The organism is Pseudoruegeria aquimaris, from assembly GCF_900172235.1.
In the GTDB taxonomy this organism is placed as follows: domain Bacteria; phylum Pseudomonadota; class Alphaproteobacteria; order Rhodobacterales; family Rhodobacteraceae; genus Pseudoruegeria; species Pseudoruegeria aquimaris.
In genome coordinates this window covers 40827-58674 of sequence record NZ_FWFQ01000005.1, presented here as the reverse complement: position 1 = coordinate 58674, position 17848 = coordinate 40827, and the positions used below count along the sequence as shown (strand labels likewise).

Here is a 17848-nt window from a genome sequence, read left to right as displayed (position 1 = left end):
AGGGAAAACCGGACCCTCTGCCCGCCTTTCGCATCGGATCAAAAGCGCGGGGAGTGGCACCGCAGGACGATCTCCAGCCCACCCTGTCGCGCCGGCTGGCTCAGGCCCCGTTGGCGATGGACCAGAAAGCCTACGCCCGTCTGCGCCGGGGCAAGCTTGAGCCGGAGCGGCGCATCGATCTGCATGGCATGACGCTCTCACAGGCGCATCCGGCCCTGACCCAGTTCATTCTATCGTCCCAGGCCCGCGGGCTGCGCCTCGTGCTGGTGATAACGGGCAAGGGGAAACCGGGCGAGGACGAAGGGCCGATCCCGCGGCCGCGCGGGGTGCTCAAGCACCATGTGCCGCAATGGCTGCGCGTCGCACCGCTCTCGGCGCTGATCCTCCAGGTGACGGAAGCCCATGCGAAGCACGGTGGCAGCGGGGCCTACTACGTCTACCTAAAGCGCCACCGGTGAAAGGGCACGCAGCCGCCGGGCCAGCACCGAAAGGGCCGCGCTGACGGCGAGGAACACGAGGGCGATGCCCCAGCCCTGCGTGTTGAAAGCGATACCGGCATCAATCAGCAGGCCGCTCAGGACCGGCCCGATGGCGGAGCCGAGCACCATGAGCGCCGTGGCCGCCGCCTTGATCGCGCCGAGGTGGCGGGTGCCGAAAAGATCCGCCATCACGGCGGCCGGGATCGGGGCGTTGGCGCCGTTGCTGATCGCCATGAGGCCCATGGCCAAGGCAAGGCCGGGAAGGCCTCCGACGGACGCCAGCGCCAGGAAACCGAGCGCCATCGGAACCTGGTAGGCCGCCAACAGGCGGGCCGCGCCGAACCTGTCCACCGCCCAGCCGGTGGCAAACATGGAAAGGACGGACACCCCCGTGTAGAGCGGGAACAGGGCCACCAGCGACAGATGCGCCACATCCCTGCTTTCGGCGAGGTGCACCTGTTGAAAGAAGAACGCCGTCACGAAGCACGACGGCGCAACGAGCGCGGGCGCCAGCAGCCAGAAACCGGCCGAGCGCAGCGCGTCGCGCCGGGAGAGGTTGCGGCCATCGAGGGAGAGCCCGCCCTCCTCCTCGGCAAAGCTCTGCGGCTGCCGCTCCCGTGCCAGAAGCCGACGCAGCAGGACGGTGGCCAGCACGAGCAGCCCCGCGGCCAGATACCAGAGGGATTGCCAGGCGGCGGCTCCCATGAGGGCCACGAAGATGATCGGCAGAAGCGCCTCCCCTACGGAGAAGCCGAAGGCCGCGAGGGCGATGGCCTTGCCCCGGTTTGAGGCGAACCAGCGCGCCATCGCGATCATGGCCACATGGCTGGCCATCCCCTGCCCGAACAGCCGCAGGAAGAAGATCACGACCGGCAGCATCCAGACCTGCGAGGCCATGCCCATGGCGACGCAGGAAAGAGCAAGCCCCAGAAGAACGACGCTGCCCAACCCCCGCAGGCCAGCCCGCCGGCCCAGAGCATCACCGCCGCCGATGCCAGCGTGCTGCCGGCGTAGATCGCGCCCCAGGATCCGTGGCTCAGACTGAAATCTGCGCGGATGTTGCCTGCGAAGATCGAGATGAAATAGGTCTGGCCGAAGCCCGAGCACAGGGCCATCAGCGCCCCGGCGCCGATCCATCGGGCGTTGGCCCGCGCGAAGGCGAACGCGCCGTCGCTCACCGCTCCACGCCGTCCACGGATTCATAGGCCAGCCGCGTGGCCTCCTGCACCGAAAGGATCGCGCCCGAAAGCGGCCCGGTGCGCCCGCGCGTCTCGCGGAGCAGATCGTCGTGAAGCCCGGCCAGCCGGGTGAAGGCGTCGATCGCTTCCTCCGAGGAGAAGGTGATCATGTGGTTGCCCAGATCCCCGTCGGTGAATTCCGAAACATCGATGACGAGCACGTCCAGCCCTTCGATCTGCTCCGGCTCCCGCAGGTTGCCGATACGCGCTTCGGCGCCGGTGATCGTGGCGGATACGGCCAGCGCCCTGTCGAGCGAAGAGGAAAGGACGAGGATCGGCTGCGGCAGCGGCCCGATGTCTTCCATCTGCGCGCGAAAGACATCCACGTCGATGTCGGGGGAGATCAGCACCACTTCCGAGAACAGCCGCGCCTTGTCGGCCGGGGATCTGAGGGCAACCTGCCGGAGGGTTTCCATCACCAGGTGCGAGCCGACGCTGTGGGCCGAGACCACGATCTGGCGCGCCCCGGCCGCCCGGATTTCGCGCAGGAACTGCTCGAAGGCGCTGCGGCTGGCGAGGATCGAATCCCGATCCCGCGCATAGCCGAAAGGGGATGCTGCGGAGGCCCATGAAAAATGCACGAGCGGCTCGGAGAAGCCGTAGTCGGCCTTCATCTGGGCAGCGCGATACAGGCCTTCGGCGAAATTGGTGTTGAACCCATGCACGAAGACGATCACGCGGCCGTTGGCCGAGGGGGTGTTCCTGATTTCCTGCGCCAGCCGGGTCCGGAAATCGCTGGCGCTGCCGTAGTTCACGAAGCTGGACGCAAGGAAATCCTCTTCCGCATCCGGCCTGCGCCCCGGCCATGTGACGCTGCCGGGCCGCCTGTCCGGGGGGACGGAAATATCCAGCCGCGCGAAGGAGAGTTCCCGGCTGCGGCGGTTGCCGTAGGTTCCGTCCGCTTCCCGCGCACGGGTCGTGGCCACGAACACCCGCTCCTGCGTGCCGATCTCGGCGGCTTCGGGCGCAACGTAGATCGCGCCGCGCGGAATGCAGGCCACCAGCACCAGCAGGCAGGCCATCAAGGCGGAAAGGTTCAGGAAAACACGCACGAAAAAGGCTCCGGAAGGATCGACCCTCCGAAGCCTTACAGAAGCCGGGCGCGGGATGCTACAGCATGTAACGGCTGACATCCGTGGCGCTGGCCAGTTCGCCGAGGTTCTTCTCGACGAAGGCCTTGTCCACCACGACGGTGGTGCCGCCCATGTCCGGCGCGGTGAAGGACAATTCTTCGAAGACGCGCTCAAGGATGGTGTAGAGCCTGCGCGCGCCGATGTTTTCGACCGAACGGTTCACCTCAGCGGCGATCGCCGCGAGGGCCGCGATGCCGTCGTCGGTGAACTCCACGACGACCTCTTCCGTCTGCATCAGCGCCTTGTACTGGCGCGTGAGGGCGTTGTCGGTTTCCGTCAGGATGCGGACGAAATCCTCTTCGGTCAGGGCGCGCAATTCCACCCGGATGGGCAGCCGCCCCTGCAGTTCGGGCAGCAGATCGCTGGGCTTGGCGATGTGGAAGGCGCCCGAGGCGATGAAGAGGATGTGATCGGTCTTCACCGGCCCGTGCTTCGTGGAGACGGTGGTGCCCTCGATCAGCGGCAGCAGATCGCGCTGCACCCCTTCCCGGCTCACGTCGGCGCCACGGGCGTCCGAGCGGGCACAGACCTTGTCGATCTCGTCAATGAAAACGATGCCGTTCTGCTCCACGGCGTCCAGAGCGGCGCGAGTCACGGTTTCGTCGTCCAGAAGCTTGTCGGCCTCTTCGCCGATCAGAACCTCGTAGCTCTGCGCAACCGTCATCTTGCGGCGCACCGTGCGGCCACCGAAGGCTTTGCCGAAGAGATCGCCGAGGTTCATCATGCCCATCTGCCCGGCGCCGGGCTGGCCCGGCACGTCGAACATCTGCATCGGGTTCGAGGTGTCGGCGATTTCAAGCTCGATCTCGGTGTCGTCCAATTCCCCGGCCTTGAGCTTGCGCCGGAACATCTCCTTCGTGGCTTCGCGCGCGTCCGTGCCGGCGATGGCGGCGATCACGCGCTCCTCGGCCGCCGCGTGCGCCTTGGCCTTCACCTCTTCGCGCATCATCTCGCGCGTCATCACGATGGCGCTGTCCACCAGGTCGCGCACGATCTGCTCCACGTCGCGGCCCACGTAGCCCACTTCAGTGAACTTCGTGGCCTCGACCTTCAGGAACGGGGCCTTGGCGAGCTTCGCGAGACGGCGGCTGATCTCCGTCTTGCCGACGCCGGTGGGCCCGATCATCAGGATGTTCTTCGGGTAGACCTCATCTCGCAGGTCGTCGTCCAGCTGCTTGCGCCGCCAGCGGTTGCGCAGAGCAACGGCAACCGCGCGCTTGGCGTCCTTCTGGCCGATGATGAACCGGTCCAGTTCGCTCACGATTTCGCGGGGGGTAAGATCGGTCATGCTTGGATCTTCTCCACTGTCAGGTTGCCGTTGGTGTAGACGCAGATGTCGGCGGCGATGGCCATCGCCCTGCGCGCGATTTCTTCCGCGCCAAGATCGGTTTCCATCAGCCCCCGCGCCGCGGCCAGGGCGAAGTTGCCACCGGAGCCGATGGCGGCCACGTCATGCTCGGGCTCCAGCACGTCGCCCGCGCCGGTGATCACCAACAGATCCCTGCCGTCACTCACGATCAGCATGGCCTCAAGCTTCTGAAGGTATTTGTCGGTGCGCCAGTCCTTCGCCAACTCCACCGAGGCCCGGGCGAGCTGCCCTGGCGTGGCCTCCAGCTTGGCCTCCAGCCGCTCCAGCAGCGTGAAGGCATCGGCCGTGGACCCGGCGAACCCCGCGACCACGTCGTATCCGCCCGGCGAAAGCCTGCGCACCTTGCGCGCCGTGCCCTTGATCACCGTCTGCCCGAGGCTCACCTGCCCGTCCCCGGCGATCACCACCTCGCCGCCCCTGCGGACGCCGATGATCGTGGTGCCGTGCCAGCCGGAAAATTGATCGTCTGCCATGGATTTCTCCTTTTCGTCCTGCCCTATATGGCGAGGCGAGGCACGAGCGGCAACCCGGTGCGCGGGCGATGGCCGCTTGAGGCGGCGTTTGCGGCAGGATAGCGTGGCCTCCATGGCAGTGGCAAAGCGTCTTCGCGTCTACCTCGAACCCGGCATGCGCGCGGCGGCAAAGGCCGGCACGCACAACTTCCTGCGTCTCGTGCAGGAGGCGGTGGAAGACCGGGGATTCCAGGTTGAGTTCCGCCCCGCCACGGAGCGCGAGCGCCTGAAGTCCGCGGCCCGCAAGGGCTATGCGCTCTTCCACATGGAGCCGCCCTTCCACGGCCGCGCCCTCACCTTCCGCCGGGTTTATCACTACCCGTTCTGGCAGATCGAACGCTCGGAGAAACGCTGGGAATGGACCGTTGCGCAGACGCCGTTCAATCCCGCCGAAATCGACCCTGTTCAGGCCAAATCTTTCGCAGATCGCTGGCGCAAGACGCTGTTCGCAACCCAGGCGGCCCCCCTTTCGGGCGGCTTCGTCTACGTGCCGCTGCAAGGGCGGCTGCTTGATCACCGCAGTTTCCAGAGCTTCCGGCCGATCGACATGATCGAGATGGTGCTTCAGCAGGATCCGGCCCGCCCGGTTGTCGCCGCTCTCCACCCGCGCGAGATCTACACCTCGGAGGAGATCGCGGCGCTGGAGCGGCTGGCGGCCGCTCACCCCCGTCTCACCATCACCACGGGCGAAATGGACAGGCTGCTGCCGGCCTGCGACTACATCGTCACGGAGAATTCCTCCGTCGCCTTTCTTGGCTACTACCTGCACAAGCCCGCGATCCTATGCGCCCGGATCGATTTCCACCACATCGCGCTGGATGCGGCGCGCGATCCCCGGGGCGCCTTCGCCCGCGTGCTCTCGCATTCACCGGATTACGACCGCTACCTGTTCTGGTTCCTGCAGGACATGTCGATCAACGCGGGCCGCCCCGAGGCAAGAGAGAAGATCCTAGCCACCCTGCGCGCCCGCGGCTGGGACATCTGACCCCACCGATTGGCCGGAAACACCCCGCCGGAGGCATGAAAAAAGGCGCCCCGAAGGGCGCCTTTCGATCACGTCGGGCAGGAAAGCCTCAGATCGCTTCTTCGATCCAGCTTTGCAGAGCCGCTTTCGGCGCAGCGCCCACCTTGTTGGACACCACCTGGCCGTCCTTGAACATGAACAGGGCCGGAATGCCGCGCACGCCCATCTGGGCCGGCGAGTTCGGGTTTTCGTCCACGTTCACTTTCACGATCTTGACCTTGCCGTCATACTCGGCCGACAGCTCTTCGAGCGCCGGGCCGATCTGTTTGCAAGGGCCGCACCACTCCGCCCAGAAATCCACCACGACGGGGATGCTGGAATTGCGGACTTCGGCGTCGAACGTCTCGTCGGTGACTGCTACGGTCGCCATGGGCGTACCTCCTGGAAAAATCTGGCGTTGGCTAGGGAACGTAGGAAGGTGGCCCGAGGAGGTCAAGATGTAGCGGTGCGCCCGAGGGCCGCCATCACGGCCTCGTGTGAGAGGGGCATCAGCTGCGCCGTCTTCGTCCAGAGGATCGCCGCGCTGATTTCGCGGCTTGGGAAGATCTCCTGCAGGGCGGCCACGTAGGCCCCCATCTGACGCAGCAGCCCCTCCGGAACTTCGGATTCTTCCTTTGGCACCAGTTGGTTCGTCTTGAAGTCCACCACGGTCACGCGCTCGGGCGTCACGATCAGCCGGTCCGCCGTGCCGCTGATCCTCTGCCCGCCAAGGGCGGCGACGGGGGCCACGAGGTCCACCTCGGCCAATGTTTCAGCCTCGAAGAGATGTGCCAGATGTGGTGCGGAAATCACGGCTGCGGCTTCCGAAAGCATGTCGGCCATGCCCTCGGTGGGCAGCTCCGCCGCGGCGAACAGCCGCCCGGCGATCTCGGGCCAGGCGGATTCGGGGTATCCCGGCAGATGCTCCAACAGCAGGTGAATCGCCGTGCCGCGCATCAGGGCGGCGTCCTCGTCCCAGTCCTGGAGACTGCCGGCAAGCGCCTTGGCCCCGCCGAGATCGGAAGGCGACAGCGTTGCGGCTTTCGCTTCCGGGCGCGGGGTTGCCGTCTGGCGCGCCCATGCGGGCAGCTCCGGCAGCGCCGGTGCCGGCTCCCCTGCCCCGCCATCGGATGTTGCCGGCCAAGCACCGGTTTCAAGCCGCAGCCCCGGCCCCGGCGGAAACATGGTGTCCACCGCGCCGGCCCGGGCCATTCCGGCGGCGATCAGATCGTACCAGCTGTCCGCGTTGGCCCCCAGTTCGCCGGCGGCGCAGACGATCAGCCATTTCTCGGCCCGCGTCAGCGCCACGTAGAGAAGCCGCATCCGCTCGGCGCGCTGCACCGCCTTCTCCGCTTCCATCGCGGCTTCGACGGGCGCGGGCTGGGCAATGCCGCCCACCTTCCACATCGGCACGCCGGAGTCCGACAGGTAGATGTCGTCCCGGAGCCGCACATCGCGTTTCGCGGTGTCGGGCAGGATCACGATAGGCGCTTCAAGCCCCTTCGAGCCGTGCACCGTCATTACCCGGATCTTGTTACCGCCGCTGTCGAGCTGGCGCTTGATCTCGACCTCCTCGCCCTGCAGCCACGCGAGGAAGCCGGTGAGGCTGGGCACCTCGGTGTTTTCATAGGCAAGTGCCTGATCCAGCAGCGCGTCGATCCCGTCTTCCGCCTCCTCGCCGAGGCGCGAGAGCAGCTTGTAGCGCCCGCCGTGGCGCGTCAGGCAACGTTCGATCAGCTCGTAGGGTCGCAGGAAATCCGCCTCGCGCCGCAGGTCGTCCAGAACCGCCATCGTTTCGGGGTGTCGATCCCGCGCTTCGCGCAGGGCCTGCCAGAGCGTGCGTGCGCCCCGGCCCTGTGCGAGCGTGTAGAGATCCTGCTCGCTCCAGCCGAAAAGCGGCGATCGCAGGGCCGCTGCGAGCGAAAGGTTGTCTTCCGGCAGCGCGATGAAGGACAAGAGCGCCACCAGATCCCGAACGGCCAGCTCTCCGCCGATTTTCAGGCGATCGGCCCCGGCGATCTCCAGCCCCTCGGCCTTGCAGGCGCGGATGATCTCGTGGAACAGCTGAGAGCGCCGCTGCACGAGGATCAGGAAATCGCCGGGCCGGACCGGGCGGCTTTCCCGCGCGCTCTCGGGGAGCGGCTCCTTGCCGTCGATCATCCGCCGGATTTCCGCGGCGATCATGCGCGCGAGCCGGACGGAGTGGTGATCTTCGCTGGGCTTGTCCACCGGATCGAACCAGTTGCCCGGTTCGGGCTTCCCGGTCTTCTCGACCAGAGGCCAGAGATCCGCCCGCCCCGGAAGATCGCGCTTGAAGGCGACATGGCGGGAGATGTCACCCAGACCCTCGGCCGCGTCGCCGTCGAAAACCCTGTCCACGAGCTGCAGCACCGCGGGGCTGGAGCGGAAGGAATGCAGAAGCTGCAGGGATTGCAGCCCGCGCCCCGTGGGCGCCATCCGGCTGGCGAAATGATCGCGCATCCTGTCGAAAGCGCCCGGATCGGCACCCTGGAAGGAATAGATGGATTGCTTCTTGTCGCCCACGACGAAGATCGTGCGCTCCACGTCCTCTCGCGCGCCGGTGCCGGCCGTGAACTCCTGCGCGAGGCTTTCGATCACCTTCCATTGCGCGGGCGAGGTATCCTGCGCCTCGTCCACGAGGATGTGATCGATGCCGCCATCAAGCCGGAACAGGACCCATTGCGCCACGAGCGGATCGGTCAGAAGTTGGCGCGCCTTCTGGATGAGATCGTCGAAGTCGAGCCACCCCCGCGCCTGTTTCCGGGCGTGGTATTCGGGCAGGAAGACGGCGGCGAACTGGTGGAGCGCAAAGGTTTTCCGGGCGGTATAGAGACTGAATTGCGCATGTCGCGCGGCCTCGACGCGCTCCATGAAGGCGTCGAGTTCGGGCAGAACGGGCGCAAGCACTTCCCGCGCGGCCTTGTGGTTGGATTGCGGCAGGCTGCCGATCTTGGCGCGATCCTTTCGATCCCCGCTCTTGTAGAGGAATTCGGCGCAGAGCGCGTCGAGATCGGCCTGTCCTGGCGTGGCCAGATCGATCTTTGCGAGGCGATCGGCCAGTTTCTGGTAGGTCGCGGACTGCCCTTTCAGAAGCGGCAGAAGGCGCGTGAAGAGATCGGCCTCGCTGCCATCGAAGGCCATGGCGACAGCTGCGTTTTCATCGAATCCGGCCGGCAGGCCGAAGCTTTCGAGAATCCCGTCCAGCGCCGGCACCGTGCCGAACCCTTCGGCAAGCTGGCAGATTTCCTGGGTAAGTGCCGCGAGGTCTTCGCCTGTGTGGTGGGCTGCAAGCGCATCCACGACGGCGGCCATCGGGCCGTCGGCCATTTCCTCCACGATCTGCTCACGCAGATGTTGGGCGGTGCGGTCGTCCATCTCGGTGAACTGCGGCGAGACCCCGGCTTCCAGCGGGAAGCGGCGCAAAAGGGATGCGCAGAAGGAGTGGATCGTCTGGATCTTCAGGCCGCCCGGCGTTTCGATGGCGCGCGCGAAGAGCCGGCGCGCGCGCTTCAGATGCTCCGCATCGATCGCCCCCTCCTCGCCCAGCTCGCGCAATTCCGTGCGCAGATCGTCGTCGGGCTTCATCGCCCATCCACCGAGCCGGCGGAACAGGCGGTTCTGCATCTCGCTCGCGGCGGCCTTGGTGTAGGTCAGGCAGAGAATGCGCTGGGGCTCCACCCCGGTCAGAAGCAGGCGCGCGACGCGATCGGTGAGCACGCGCGTCTTGCCCGAGCCGGCGTTGGCAGAAAGCCAGGTGGAGGCGAAGGGGTCGGCGGCCTGGACCTGGCGTTCGGTGGCCTCGTCGCGCGGTGTCATGCCAGATCCTCCGGTTTGGCGGCATCTGAATCCTCCCACTCGCCGTAGCGGGAGAGGTGGTCGTAATCCCCCGCGTAGTCGAGAAGCTCCGGGGCAAGCCGCGCGGTAAATCCGCGTGTTTGGCTGGAATAGGCCCGGATCAGCGCTTCGAGATCCGCCCAGACCTTGCCGCTCGCGACGTCTTCCAGTGGGGCCGGCACCTCTTTCGGGCTGGCGCCCAGCCCGATGTAGGCGGCTTGCTCCACCTCGGCGGCCGGCACGTCGGGGAAGGCGCCTTGTTCGATCATCGCGGCTTCCAGCAGAAGCTGTTTGTCGAAGGCGGCCTGGGCTTTCTTCGAGGGAGGATTGCCCGTCTTGTAGTCATAGAGCCGCAGGGCGCCGGATTGCGCCGTGTCCACCCTGTCGAGCCGCGCCGTCAGTCTGACGCCCGTCTTTCCGATCGCCGCTTCGCCCGTGACCTCGGCCTTGAGGAAGGCAGAATCGGCCCGGCGGCTCCGCTCCTGCGCAACGAACCAATCCGCCACACGGGCGATCTTTGCCAGCCAGAGCCGGCGCGCCGTGGGCCAGGGGACGCTCTCCGCCAGAACCGTACGGGCCGTATCCACCAGCCGCGCTTCGGCGCCCTCCGAAAGATCGTCGGCTTTGACGAAGGCTTCCAGAATCGCGTGCAGCACCGTGCCGCGCAACGGGGCGTCCGGCGAGGGGCGCAGCGGGTCCACCGGGGAGAGATTGAGCACCTTCTTCGCATAGATCGCGTAGGGGTCGCGGATCAGCGTCTTGATCTGGGTGACGGAATACCGATCGGGCCGTGCCGCCACGGGCGGGCGGGGAGAGGGCCTGTGCGCCGGAGGAGCCTTGCCCGGCTGTTCCAGCGCTTCGACCATCCTGAGCCACGCGGCGCCTCGGGCCTCCATCTCGGCAAGCGCCACGTCTCCGCCTTTCTCGCGCAGGCCGGAAAGCAGGTTCACGAGGCGGTTGAGCCAGCGCGACGGCACGGTTTCGGCTTCGGCGTCGCGTGCCGCGCGCGTGAGCCAGATCTCCTTCGCCCCTGCGGCCATCTGGAAATCATGCGCCGACAGGCCGATCCGCCGCTCGGGCAGCAAAAGGCCGGAATCGTGACGCATCTTGCGGTTCAGCCAGGGATCCGGCGCCGGCGTGGGCGGCCAGATCCCGTCGTTCAGCCCGGCGAGGATGACAAATTCGGCGGCCTGCACCCGCGCTTCCTGCGTGCCGAGAATCATGAGGTTGGGAAAATCCTCGTCCGGCGCCCGCACGTCGCTGCCCGCGAGCAGGGCGCGGAACAGCTCGGCATATTCGTGGGGCGGCATCGCGCCGCCATATGCAGCGTCCTGCACGAGGGAGTCCACCACCGCGCGGGCCTTGCGCCCAGCGGCCTCGCGCCACAGCTCGCTTTCCGCCGCTTCGGGCCCGGTAGCCAGCGCCTCGGCACAGGCGATGTGCCGCGCGACCCATTCCGAAAGCGGCCGCGTCACGGGCGTCTCTTCGAAGGGCAGGGCCGAGGCGAGCCACTGTGCCCATGCCAGCGCGCCGGGATCCTTTTCTTCGCGTGTTCGGCCCCAGTTCAGGAGGGCTTCGGCATCCGGGAACGCGGGTCCCCGCCGCCGCAGGGAAAGCTCAAGCTCCCTTGTGCGCAGCAGATGCGCCCCGCGGTTGCTGGCGGAATGGGCGATCGGGTGCTTGAGCAGCGTCAGCAGCGCTTCGATGGTGAGCCGCTGGCCGTAGAGGCGCGACACAAGCCGCAGGAACCGGCCCGGGGCGGAGAGATGCAACGGAAAGCCGGCGCTGTCGTCCACCTTGATCCGCCATCGGTCCAGCGCCGCCGTCACGCGGCGGGTGAGCATCCGGTCGGGGGTGATCAGCGCGAGGCTCTGCCCGGTCTCGGCGGCCACGCGCATGCGCAGGGCGATCGCCAGCGCCTCCGCGCGGGCAGATGGCGCGTTCACGTAGGTGATTTCTGCCGTTGCCGCGCCGATGCCCTCAAGATGCCGGCCTTCGCTCATCCATTGATCCGTCACCGGCGCGGGCCGTAGGGCGAGCGACAGGAGCGCGTTGCGGGGCGGGCAGGGTGCGCGGTCCGGCGTCCAGGGGTGGATCGTGCCCGGCGCCACCCCGAGTGTCCGCATCAGTTTGCCATAGCGGAACTGGGGGTGATCCTCGCCGGTCAGAGGATCCGCGAGGCTCTCCCACACCGGGGCCGGCAGATCGAAATCGAAGCCCGGCAGGATGACGGCACCGCGGGGCAGGCGGGCGACTGCGGCCATGAGCAGGTGGGTCGCCCCGCGCGAGCCGGTGGAGCCGGCGATCAGGATGGGATCTTGCGGCGGCTCCTGCGCCCATTGCGCGATCAGGCGCTCCACCACCATACGCTGGCGGGCCTCGGCATCCGGCGCGCCTTCCTCGGCGACGAAAGCCTGCACGATCTTGATGAATTCCAACGCGCGGGCCCAGTGCCCGGATTGGTCCGAGACATCAAGCGCGGCGATATCTTCCGGCGTCACGCCCTCGCCGTGCATTTCATCCAGGAGCGCGGCGAGGCTGTCGGCGAGATCATAGGCGCTCGTCTTCGGGGCGAGATCGGGTTCGGCGTCGATCAGGCGCGTGATGAGCTGGGCCAGTTCCAGCCGCCGCCGCAGCGGCGAGATCGCGGGCGGGAGCGGAGCGTCCGTCAGGCCACGCCCCAGATCCTGGATCAGGCGGATGCGCGGCAGCAGAAGCGCGCCACCTTCGGCGAAGAGCGCCCGCAGCCGCCTTTGCATCCGCGCCGTGTTCACGAAGATCTGCACGCGGGCCAGCGCCTCCGGCCCATCCGCCGCGAAACGGGCCAGCACGCCGTCCCGCAGCGCTTTCGGAAAGTCCACGCCGGGCGGGACACCGTAGAGGGCAGGGTCAGACATCGGCCGCCTCCGCCAGCATCGCTTCCGCTAGGGGGATGCTTTCTGGCCGCCCCACGTCGCACCAGCCGCCTGCATGCATCACCCCGTGCAGGCGCCCCTGCCGCAGCATCGCATCCCACAGGAGATTGAGGCTGAAGGCGGGCTCGGGGATCGAGTCGAGCAGATCCGTCTTCAGGATCTGCACCCCGCTGTAGATCGCGCCGGGCCCACGCTTGAGCGAGCCATCAGGTGCCATCAGGAAATCTCCGCCGCCGGCGTGGCCGCGTGCCCGTTCGGGCGCGATCAGCAGCAACAGGGCATCCATGCGCGCTGGGTCCCAGGCTTCGGCGAGCTGGATCAGGGGGTTGGTGCCCGTCCAGGCCGCGTCGGTGTTCATGGTGAATACGGGGTTGGACGCAAGCAGCGGCAGGGCTTTGCGGAGGCCGCCGCCGGTTTCGAGGATCTCCGGCGTTTCTTCGGAAAACAGTACGTCGCGGCCTTGCAGATGCCGGCGCAGTTGGTCGCCCCGGTAGTGCAGATTGGCGACGGTGCGCAGTGGCCCGAAATCATCGCGCAGGGCCAGAGCGTGATCGATCAACGGGCGGCCGGCGACCTCCACGAGCGGCTTGGGCCGATCGGCGGTGAGCGCGCCCATCCGGGTGCCGAAGCCGGCGGCAAAGAGCATAAGGGCGCTTGGATTCAAGGCGCTGGGCATTGCTGGCGCAGCCTTTCCATCACGTCGGCTTCGGGGGCAGGGATCGCGGCCAGCACGGCCGTGCGCAGATCCGCCAAGGCCGGATGGTCGAGATCGCGCTGCAGATGGCCCCAGACCCGTGGCATCAGATCGAGGTAGCCCGGCTTGCCACGTGCCCGTGCAAGCCGCGCGAAGACCCCGAGAATCCGCAGGTTTCGCTGCGCGCCCTGAACCGCGAGCGCGGCTTCGAAGGCCTCCGGATCCAGTGCGTTTTCGTGGACATACCAGGAAATGCAGGCAAGGCGCGTGCTCTCGCTGATGTCGCGGCGTGCATCCTCCAGCAGCGAGACGAGATCGTAGGCACGGTGGCCCGACAGCGCATCCTGGAAATCGAGAAGCCCGAGCGCGCGCACGCCGCTGCGCTCGGGCAGCACCATGAGGTTCTCGGCATGGTAGTCGCGCAGGATCATCACGTCGGTGTCGGGTGCAAGGGTTTGCAAGGCCGATCGCAGCAGGGCCTCGATCGCGGGAAGCGCGCCCGGATCGCCCTTGCCGGTGGCAGCGGCGTAATCGGTGAAGGCCAGATCGACGAGCGGCGCCATCTGGGCTGGGCCGTATGGGTGCAGCCCCTCCATCGGCGGCACGGCGTGCAGGTAGTGAACAATTTTCGTCGCGCTGAGGTATATGGCTTGTTCCGCTTCCGGCGCGTTGTCCACGAATGCGGCCATGGAGGCGTCGCCGAAATCCTCCAGCAGCATCAGCCCGTCGGACATTGCCTCCGCGAGTATGTCGGGTGCGGAGAGGCCGACGGCGCGCAGATGGGCGCCCACCTGGGCAAAACGCGCCATTTCCGATGCTGATCCCGGCGGGCAGACCATGAGAATCGCTGTGTCTCCGCTGTCCGGGCGCGTCAGGCGCAGGTAGCGGCGTGCCGAGGCATCGCCGCGCAGCAGCTCGTGCAGCGCGCCGCCCCATCCGGCGCCGTCGAGGAAATGGCGCGCAGTTTCGGTGAGCGTTTCAGCCATTCAGCGCCTCCAGAACGCCGGACCAGCGTTTGCGCGCGCCCCGGATCTCAAGATGGCGGCCCCGGCCGTCGGCGGTGTGGGAAAACCGAAGCTCCAGCGCGTTTCTCGGGATGTAGGCGCCCAGCCTGTCCGGCCATTCGACAAGGCAGAGGGCGGTGTCGAAAGCGTCGTCCAGCCCCAGTTCGAAGGCATCCTCCGGCCCGGAGAGGCGGTAGAGATCGCAGTGCCAGATGTCGAAGGCCGGTGTTTCGTAGGTCTGGACCAGCGTGAAGGTGGGCGAAGGGACGTCTTCCGGCTCCGGCAGGAGCGCGAGAATCACGTGGCGCGCGAAGTGGCTCTTTCCGGCGCCGACGGGCCCGGAAAGCAGCAGGCAGTCGCCGCCGCCCAGCGAAGGCGCGAGGCGCTCGGCCAAGGCTGCGGCGGCTTCGGCATCGGGAAGATCAAGGGCAAGTCGCGCATCGCTCATGGGCGGATATTACCCGGCGCCCGCCCGCCCGCAAGCGGCTTCAGGCGCTGCGGCTTCGCCGGGCGTTCAAACGCGCGCTGACGAAGGGGATGGCCGCATCCACGGCCCGGAAGCGGACGAGCGTCGCATTGCCGGGCAGGGGCGAGACGACGATCCGCAGCGCGCGCCCGTCGACCATGCGGATGTCGGCCTCCCATTCCGAGCGGTTCGTCGGCGCCGCGGCGAACTCCCGCAGGTCCCCCCAGACGGGCGTCGGATGGCATTGCTCGCGCCAGATCCGGCTGGCCTCGAAGATTGTGAATTCCGAGAGCGCGCATTCGTCGGCCCCGAACCAGAGCTGCGCGAAGGCGCGGTTGGTGAAGGCAAGCCGCCCACCCTCGGAAAAGACGGCGATGGCATCCTCCACGGTATCCAGCACGGATTGCGAGATTTCGAGCTCCGCGCGGAAGTGGCGCGTGAGAGAGACTTCCGTGCTGATGTCTTCCAACAGGAAGGCAATGGCGTTGTCCGGGTGCGGGCGGCCGGTGAGCCGGAAAGTCCGCCCCGAGGGAAGCGACCAGGTTTCTTCGTAGATGCCGTTCGCGGACTCCGTTTCCGCCTGCGTGATGCGGCGGCGCCACTCCGCGTAGTTGCGGGGTTCCGGCAACATGCGGCTTTCGCGCAGGCGGTCGAAAACGGCGTCCAGCGTCGGCCGCTGGCTGAGAAAGTCCGCAGGCAGCCCCGTCAGATCGCCCATCGCCGGGTTGAACAGCGCCAGCCTGCGGCCGCGGTCGAAAATGGCGAGGCCGATGGGCAGATGCGCGAACGTCTTGGTGAGGGTCTGGACGAAGTGTTCGAGGTTGCGCTGGGCCGTCACCGTAGCGGAGGCGTCGGCGGCGTAATGCAGGGATTCCCTCCCGGCGGCGAAGCTTCGGCACTCGAACCACGCTTCCTCCTTCCGCCCGACGAGGCGCAGCGATACACGGCAGGCCTTGCCTTCCGGCGTGCCGTCGTCCAGCGAGATGTCGGAGAAGAGCCTCACCGGGGGCCAACCACGCGCGTCCTCCGGGTGGATGTCGGCCTGCTGCGCGGCGAGATCGAGGTATGCCGCGTTGGCCCAGGTGATTTCGCCGCCCGAGGTCTGCCGCCAGATGGGGTAGGGCGACTTGTTGAGCAACTGCCGCAAGGCGCGGTTCTCCTGCCGCAGGAAGCCGCACTCCCAGTCTTCCGGCTGCTCCGCGACCGGCTGGGACAGCGTGATCCGGATGAATTCTTCCCACCGGCACAGCTCGATCCGGGCGGGATCCTCAGGGGCGTGGGCGGGGAACACGTGGCGCGACTCGCCGCCGTCTTCCGCATCCGCTGCGGCCACTTCGGCCGGGCTCTGCGGAGAGAACACCGTATCAAGGCCGGGGAAGCGGGGCTTGAGGGCGCAGACAAGCGTCAGCAGATCGGTTTCCCGTTTCTCGGCGGTTTCCAGCAGGCCGGAGGCAGGCCCGGACGCATCCACCAGCCGCGCACCCTCGAACAGGAAGCTTGTTTCGCTTTCTTCCGTGGCGGGATCGGCGGCGGGCCCCGGCCGCCGGGGCCAGTGGCCGAGCGCAAGCGTCGTCAGCGCGGCGGCGGCAACGGAGAGCAGGACGGTGGCAAGGGCAAGCGAGGGATCCATGGCGGCGTTTCGGTTGAACTATCCGCCAACGCTATCGACCCATAGTTAACGGATGTTTAACCCCTGATCGGCCCGAAAACCCGACCGAAATGCCACTCAGGTGAAGCGCTGGTTTTCCCCCAGTGGCCCGGACCATTGCGCCGGATCACCTTCGAGCGCGCTTCTCGGCCAACTCACCTGGACGATGGCGCCTGATTTCTCGGGCCGTTCCGACGCCTCCAGAAACGGATCCGATCCGTTGGCGAAGCTCAGGCTGGCGCCGGTGCGCTCCAGCAGGGTCTTGGCGATGAAGAGCCCGAGGCCCATCCCTTCGTACTCGGGCCGTTTCGCCTTCTCCCTTTCGCCACTGCGCCGGCGGACGAAGGGATCCCCGATGCGGCCGATCAGCTGCTCCGGGAAGCCTGGGCCGTTGTCCACGATGCGCACGGAGATCTTCTCGTTCGTCCAGCCGATCTCGACCCAGACGCGGCTGTCGGCGAAATCCACGGCGTTCTGCACGAGGTTTCGGATGCCATGCACGAACTCCGGATACCGCATGACCATGGGCTGGGCATCGGCCGGCTCGTCGGACACCAGCGTGAAGGAGATCTCCTTGCCGCGATCCAGGTGCGGCTCCGCGGCCTCGTGGATCACCGTCTCCAGCGGCGCGCGCTTGAGATGCTTGTCGTCCTTGCCGGCCCGGCCCATGGAGCGCAGGATCTCGCGGCAGCGATCGGCCTGATCCCGGATCAGCTCCGCGTCTTCCATGAGATGGGTGCCGGGTTCGAGTTCATCCATCATCTCGCTGCTGACGAGTTTGATCGTCGCAAGCGGCGTTCCCAGTTCGTGGGCGGCGGCGGCCACGACCCCCCCGAGATCGGTGAGTTTCTGCTCGCGGGCCAGCGCCATCTGCGTGGCGAGCAGCGCCTGGGACATGCTGTGGATCTCGCCGGTCACGCGGCGGGCATAGACGCCGAGAAAGACGGTGCCGATCACGATGGCGAGCCAGAAGCCGAAGATGAAGAGATCGGGCAGTTCGTAGATCTCGCCCAGCGTGGTGCGCAGCGGGAGGTGAAACACCGCCACGAAGGTGATTGCCGAGAGGGCGACGATGCCCAGAAGCAGCGTCGAGCGCATCGTCAGCACCGTGGCCGATACGGTGACCGGTGCCATGATGAGCAGTGCGAAGGGGTTGTTCAGCCCGCCTGTCAGGTAGATCAGCGCGGAAAGCTGGCAGATGTCGAACAGCAGCAGCGCGAAACTCTGCCTGTCGGTGAGGCGCTTGGTTTCGGGATAGACGAAGGTGGCCACGAGGTTGGCGATGATGGCCGCGCCGATCACCACGTAGCAGAGCCCCAGTTCCAATTGAACGTCGTACACGCGGCGGGCCACGTAGATGGCGCCGACCTGCCCGGCGATGGCGACCCAGCGCAGCACGATCAACGTGCGCAGCCGGATCCATCCGCTGCGCTGGGAGGCGCTGAACAGGGCAGAGGTGCTGTCGGACATGTGCTGCTCGCGCCTTCGTGAATGCGTCAACCTGCACAATTGTTAATCCCTGCCCGGAGCGC

Annotated in this window: 15 protein-coding genes; 2 read left to right on the top strand and 13 right to left on the bottom strand. The window is 67.2% G+C overall.

The features are described 5' to 3' along the window. Positions 1-53 precede the first annotated feature (53 nt). Complete coding sequence (locus tag PSA7680_RS05050) at positions 54-458, top strand: Smr/MutS family protein (RefSeq protein WP_306372448.1); 405 nt, start codon at positions 54-56, stop codon at positions 456-458. Here PSA7680_RS05050 and PSA7680_RS05045 read toward each other — a convergent pair. From PSA7680_RS05045 to hslV, 5 genes are read right to left on the bottom strand one after another with little or no spacing between them, the layout of a single operon-like run. Then, positions 441-1382, bottom strand: a complete 942-nt coding sequence (locus PSA7680_RS05045) for an MFS transporter (RefSeq protein WP_245824446.1) — start codon at positions 1380-1382, stop codon at positions 441-443. The two genes, PSA7680_RS05050 and PSA7680_RS05045, sit on opposite strands and share 18 nt — an antisense overlap. Beyond that, entirely contained in the window at positions 1343-1657 is a 315-nt protein-coding gene (locus PSA7680_RS18925; RefSeq protein ID WP_245824444.1) for a hypothetical protein, read from the bottom strand. Before PSA7680_RS18925 ends, PSA7680_RS05045 begins: the two co-directional genes overlap by 40 nt. Then, on the bottom strand, positions 1654-2769 hold the full coding sequence (locus PSA7680_RS05040; RefSeq protein WP_176244080.1) for an alpha/beta hydrolase: 1116 nt from the start codon (positions 2767-2769) through the stop codon (positions 1654-1656). Before PSA7680_RS05040 ends, PSA7680_RS18925 begins: the two co-directional genes overlap by 4 nt. A gap of 58 nt (positions 2770-2827) precedes the next feature. Further along, entirely contained in the window at positions 2828-4138 is a 1311-nt protein-coding gene (gene hslU / locus PSA7680_RS05035; RefSeq protein WP_085867576.1) for an ATP-dependent protease ATPase subunit HslU, read from the bottom strand. Then, complete coding sequence (gene hslV, locus PSA7680_RS05030; RefSeq protein WP_085867575.1) at positions 4135-4692, bottom strand: ATP-dependent protease subunit HslV; 558 nt, start codon at positions 4690-4692, stop codon at positions 4135-4137. The genes hslU and hslV overlap by 4 nt, the downstream gene beginning before the upstream one ends. 112 nt (positions 4693-4804) lie before the next feature. Here hslV and PSA7680_RS05025 point away from each other — a divergent pair, with 112 nt between their 5' ends. Beyond that, a complete protein-coding gene (locus PSA7680_RS05025; RefSeq protein WP_139838558.1) occupies positions 4805-5716 on the top strand; it encodes a hypothetical protein in 912 nt (303 codons plus the stop codon). Positions 5717-5804: 88 nt separating this feature from the next. Here the strand turns inward: PSA7680_RS05025 and trxA are convergent, their stop codons facing one another. From trxA to regB, 8 genes are all read right to left on the bottom strand, one after another. Beyond that, a complete protein-coding gene (trxA, locus tag PSA7680_RS05020; RefSeq protein ID WP_085867574.1) occupies positions 5805-6125 on the bottom strand; it encodes a thioredoxin in 321 nt (106 codons plus the stop codon). 62 nt (positions 6126-6187) lie between these two features. Beyond that, positions 6188-9571: a double-strand break repair helicase AddA gene (addA, locus tag PSA7680_RS05015; protein ID WP_085867573.1), complete on the bottom strand. Its 3384-nt coding sequence runs from the start codon at positions 9569-9571 to the stop codon at positions 6188-6190. Beyond that, positions 9568-12486 (bottom strand): double-strand break repair protein AddB, encoded by a 2919-nt coding sequence (gene addB, locus PSA7680_RS05010; RefSeq protein WP_085867572.1) that lies wholly within the window; start codon positions 12484-12486, stop codon positions 9568-9570. The genes addA and addB overlap by 4 nt, the downstream gene beginning before the upstream one ends. Continuing rightward, positions 12479-13150, bottom strand: a complete 672-nt coding sequence (locus PSA7680_RS05005) for a nucleotidyltransferase family protein (RefSeq protein WP_245824442.1) — start codon at positions 13148-13150, stop codon at positions 12479-12481. Before PSA7680_RS05005 ends, addB begins: the two co-directional genes overlap by 8 nt. Positions 13151-13164: 14 nt before the next feature. After that, the gene (locus tag PSA7680_RS05000; protein WP_085867570.1) at positions 13165-14184 is read right to left on the bottom strand and encodes an aminoglycoside phosphotransferase family protein; all 1020 of its coding nucleotides are present in this window, start codon (positions 14182-14184) and stop codon (positions 13165-13167) included. Then, entirely contained in the window at positions 14177-14650 is a 474-nt protein-coding gene (tsaE, locus tag PSA7680_RS04995) for a tRNA (adenosine(37)-N6)-threonylcarbamoyltransferase complex ATPase subunit type 1 TsaE (RefSeq protein WP_085867569.1), read from the bottom strand. The genes PSA7680_RS05000 and tsaE overlap by 8 nt, the downstream gene beginning before the upstream one ends. A 40-nt stretch (positions 14651-14690) precedes the next feature. Then, positions 14691-16298 carry a PAS-domain containing protein gene (locus tag PSA7680_RS04990; protein WP_085867568.1) on the bottom strand — a complete coding sequence of 536 codons (1608 nt, stop codon included), beginning with the start codon at positions 16296-16298 and terminating at the stop codon, positions 14691-14693. A gap of 96 nt (positions 16299-16394) precedes the next feature. Continuing rightward, the gene (gene regB, locus PSA7680_RS04985; protein ID WP_085867567.1) at positions 16395-17786 is read right to left on the bottom strand and encodes a sensor histidine kinase RegB; all 1392 of its coding nucleotides are present in this window, start codon (positions 17784-17786) and stop codon (positions 16395-16397) included. Positions 17787-17848 lie beyond the last annotated feature (62 nt).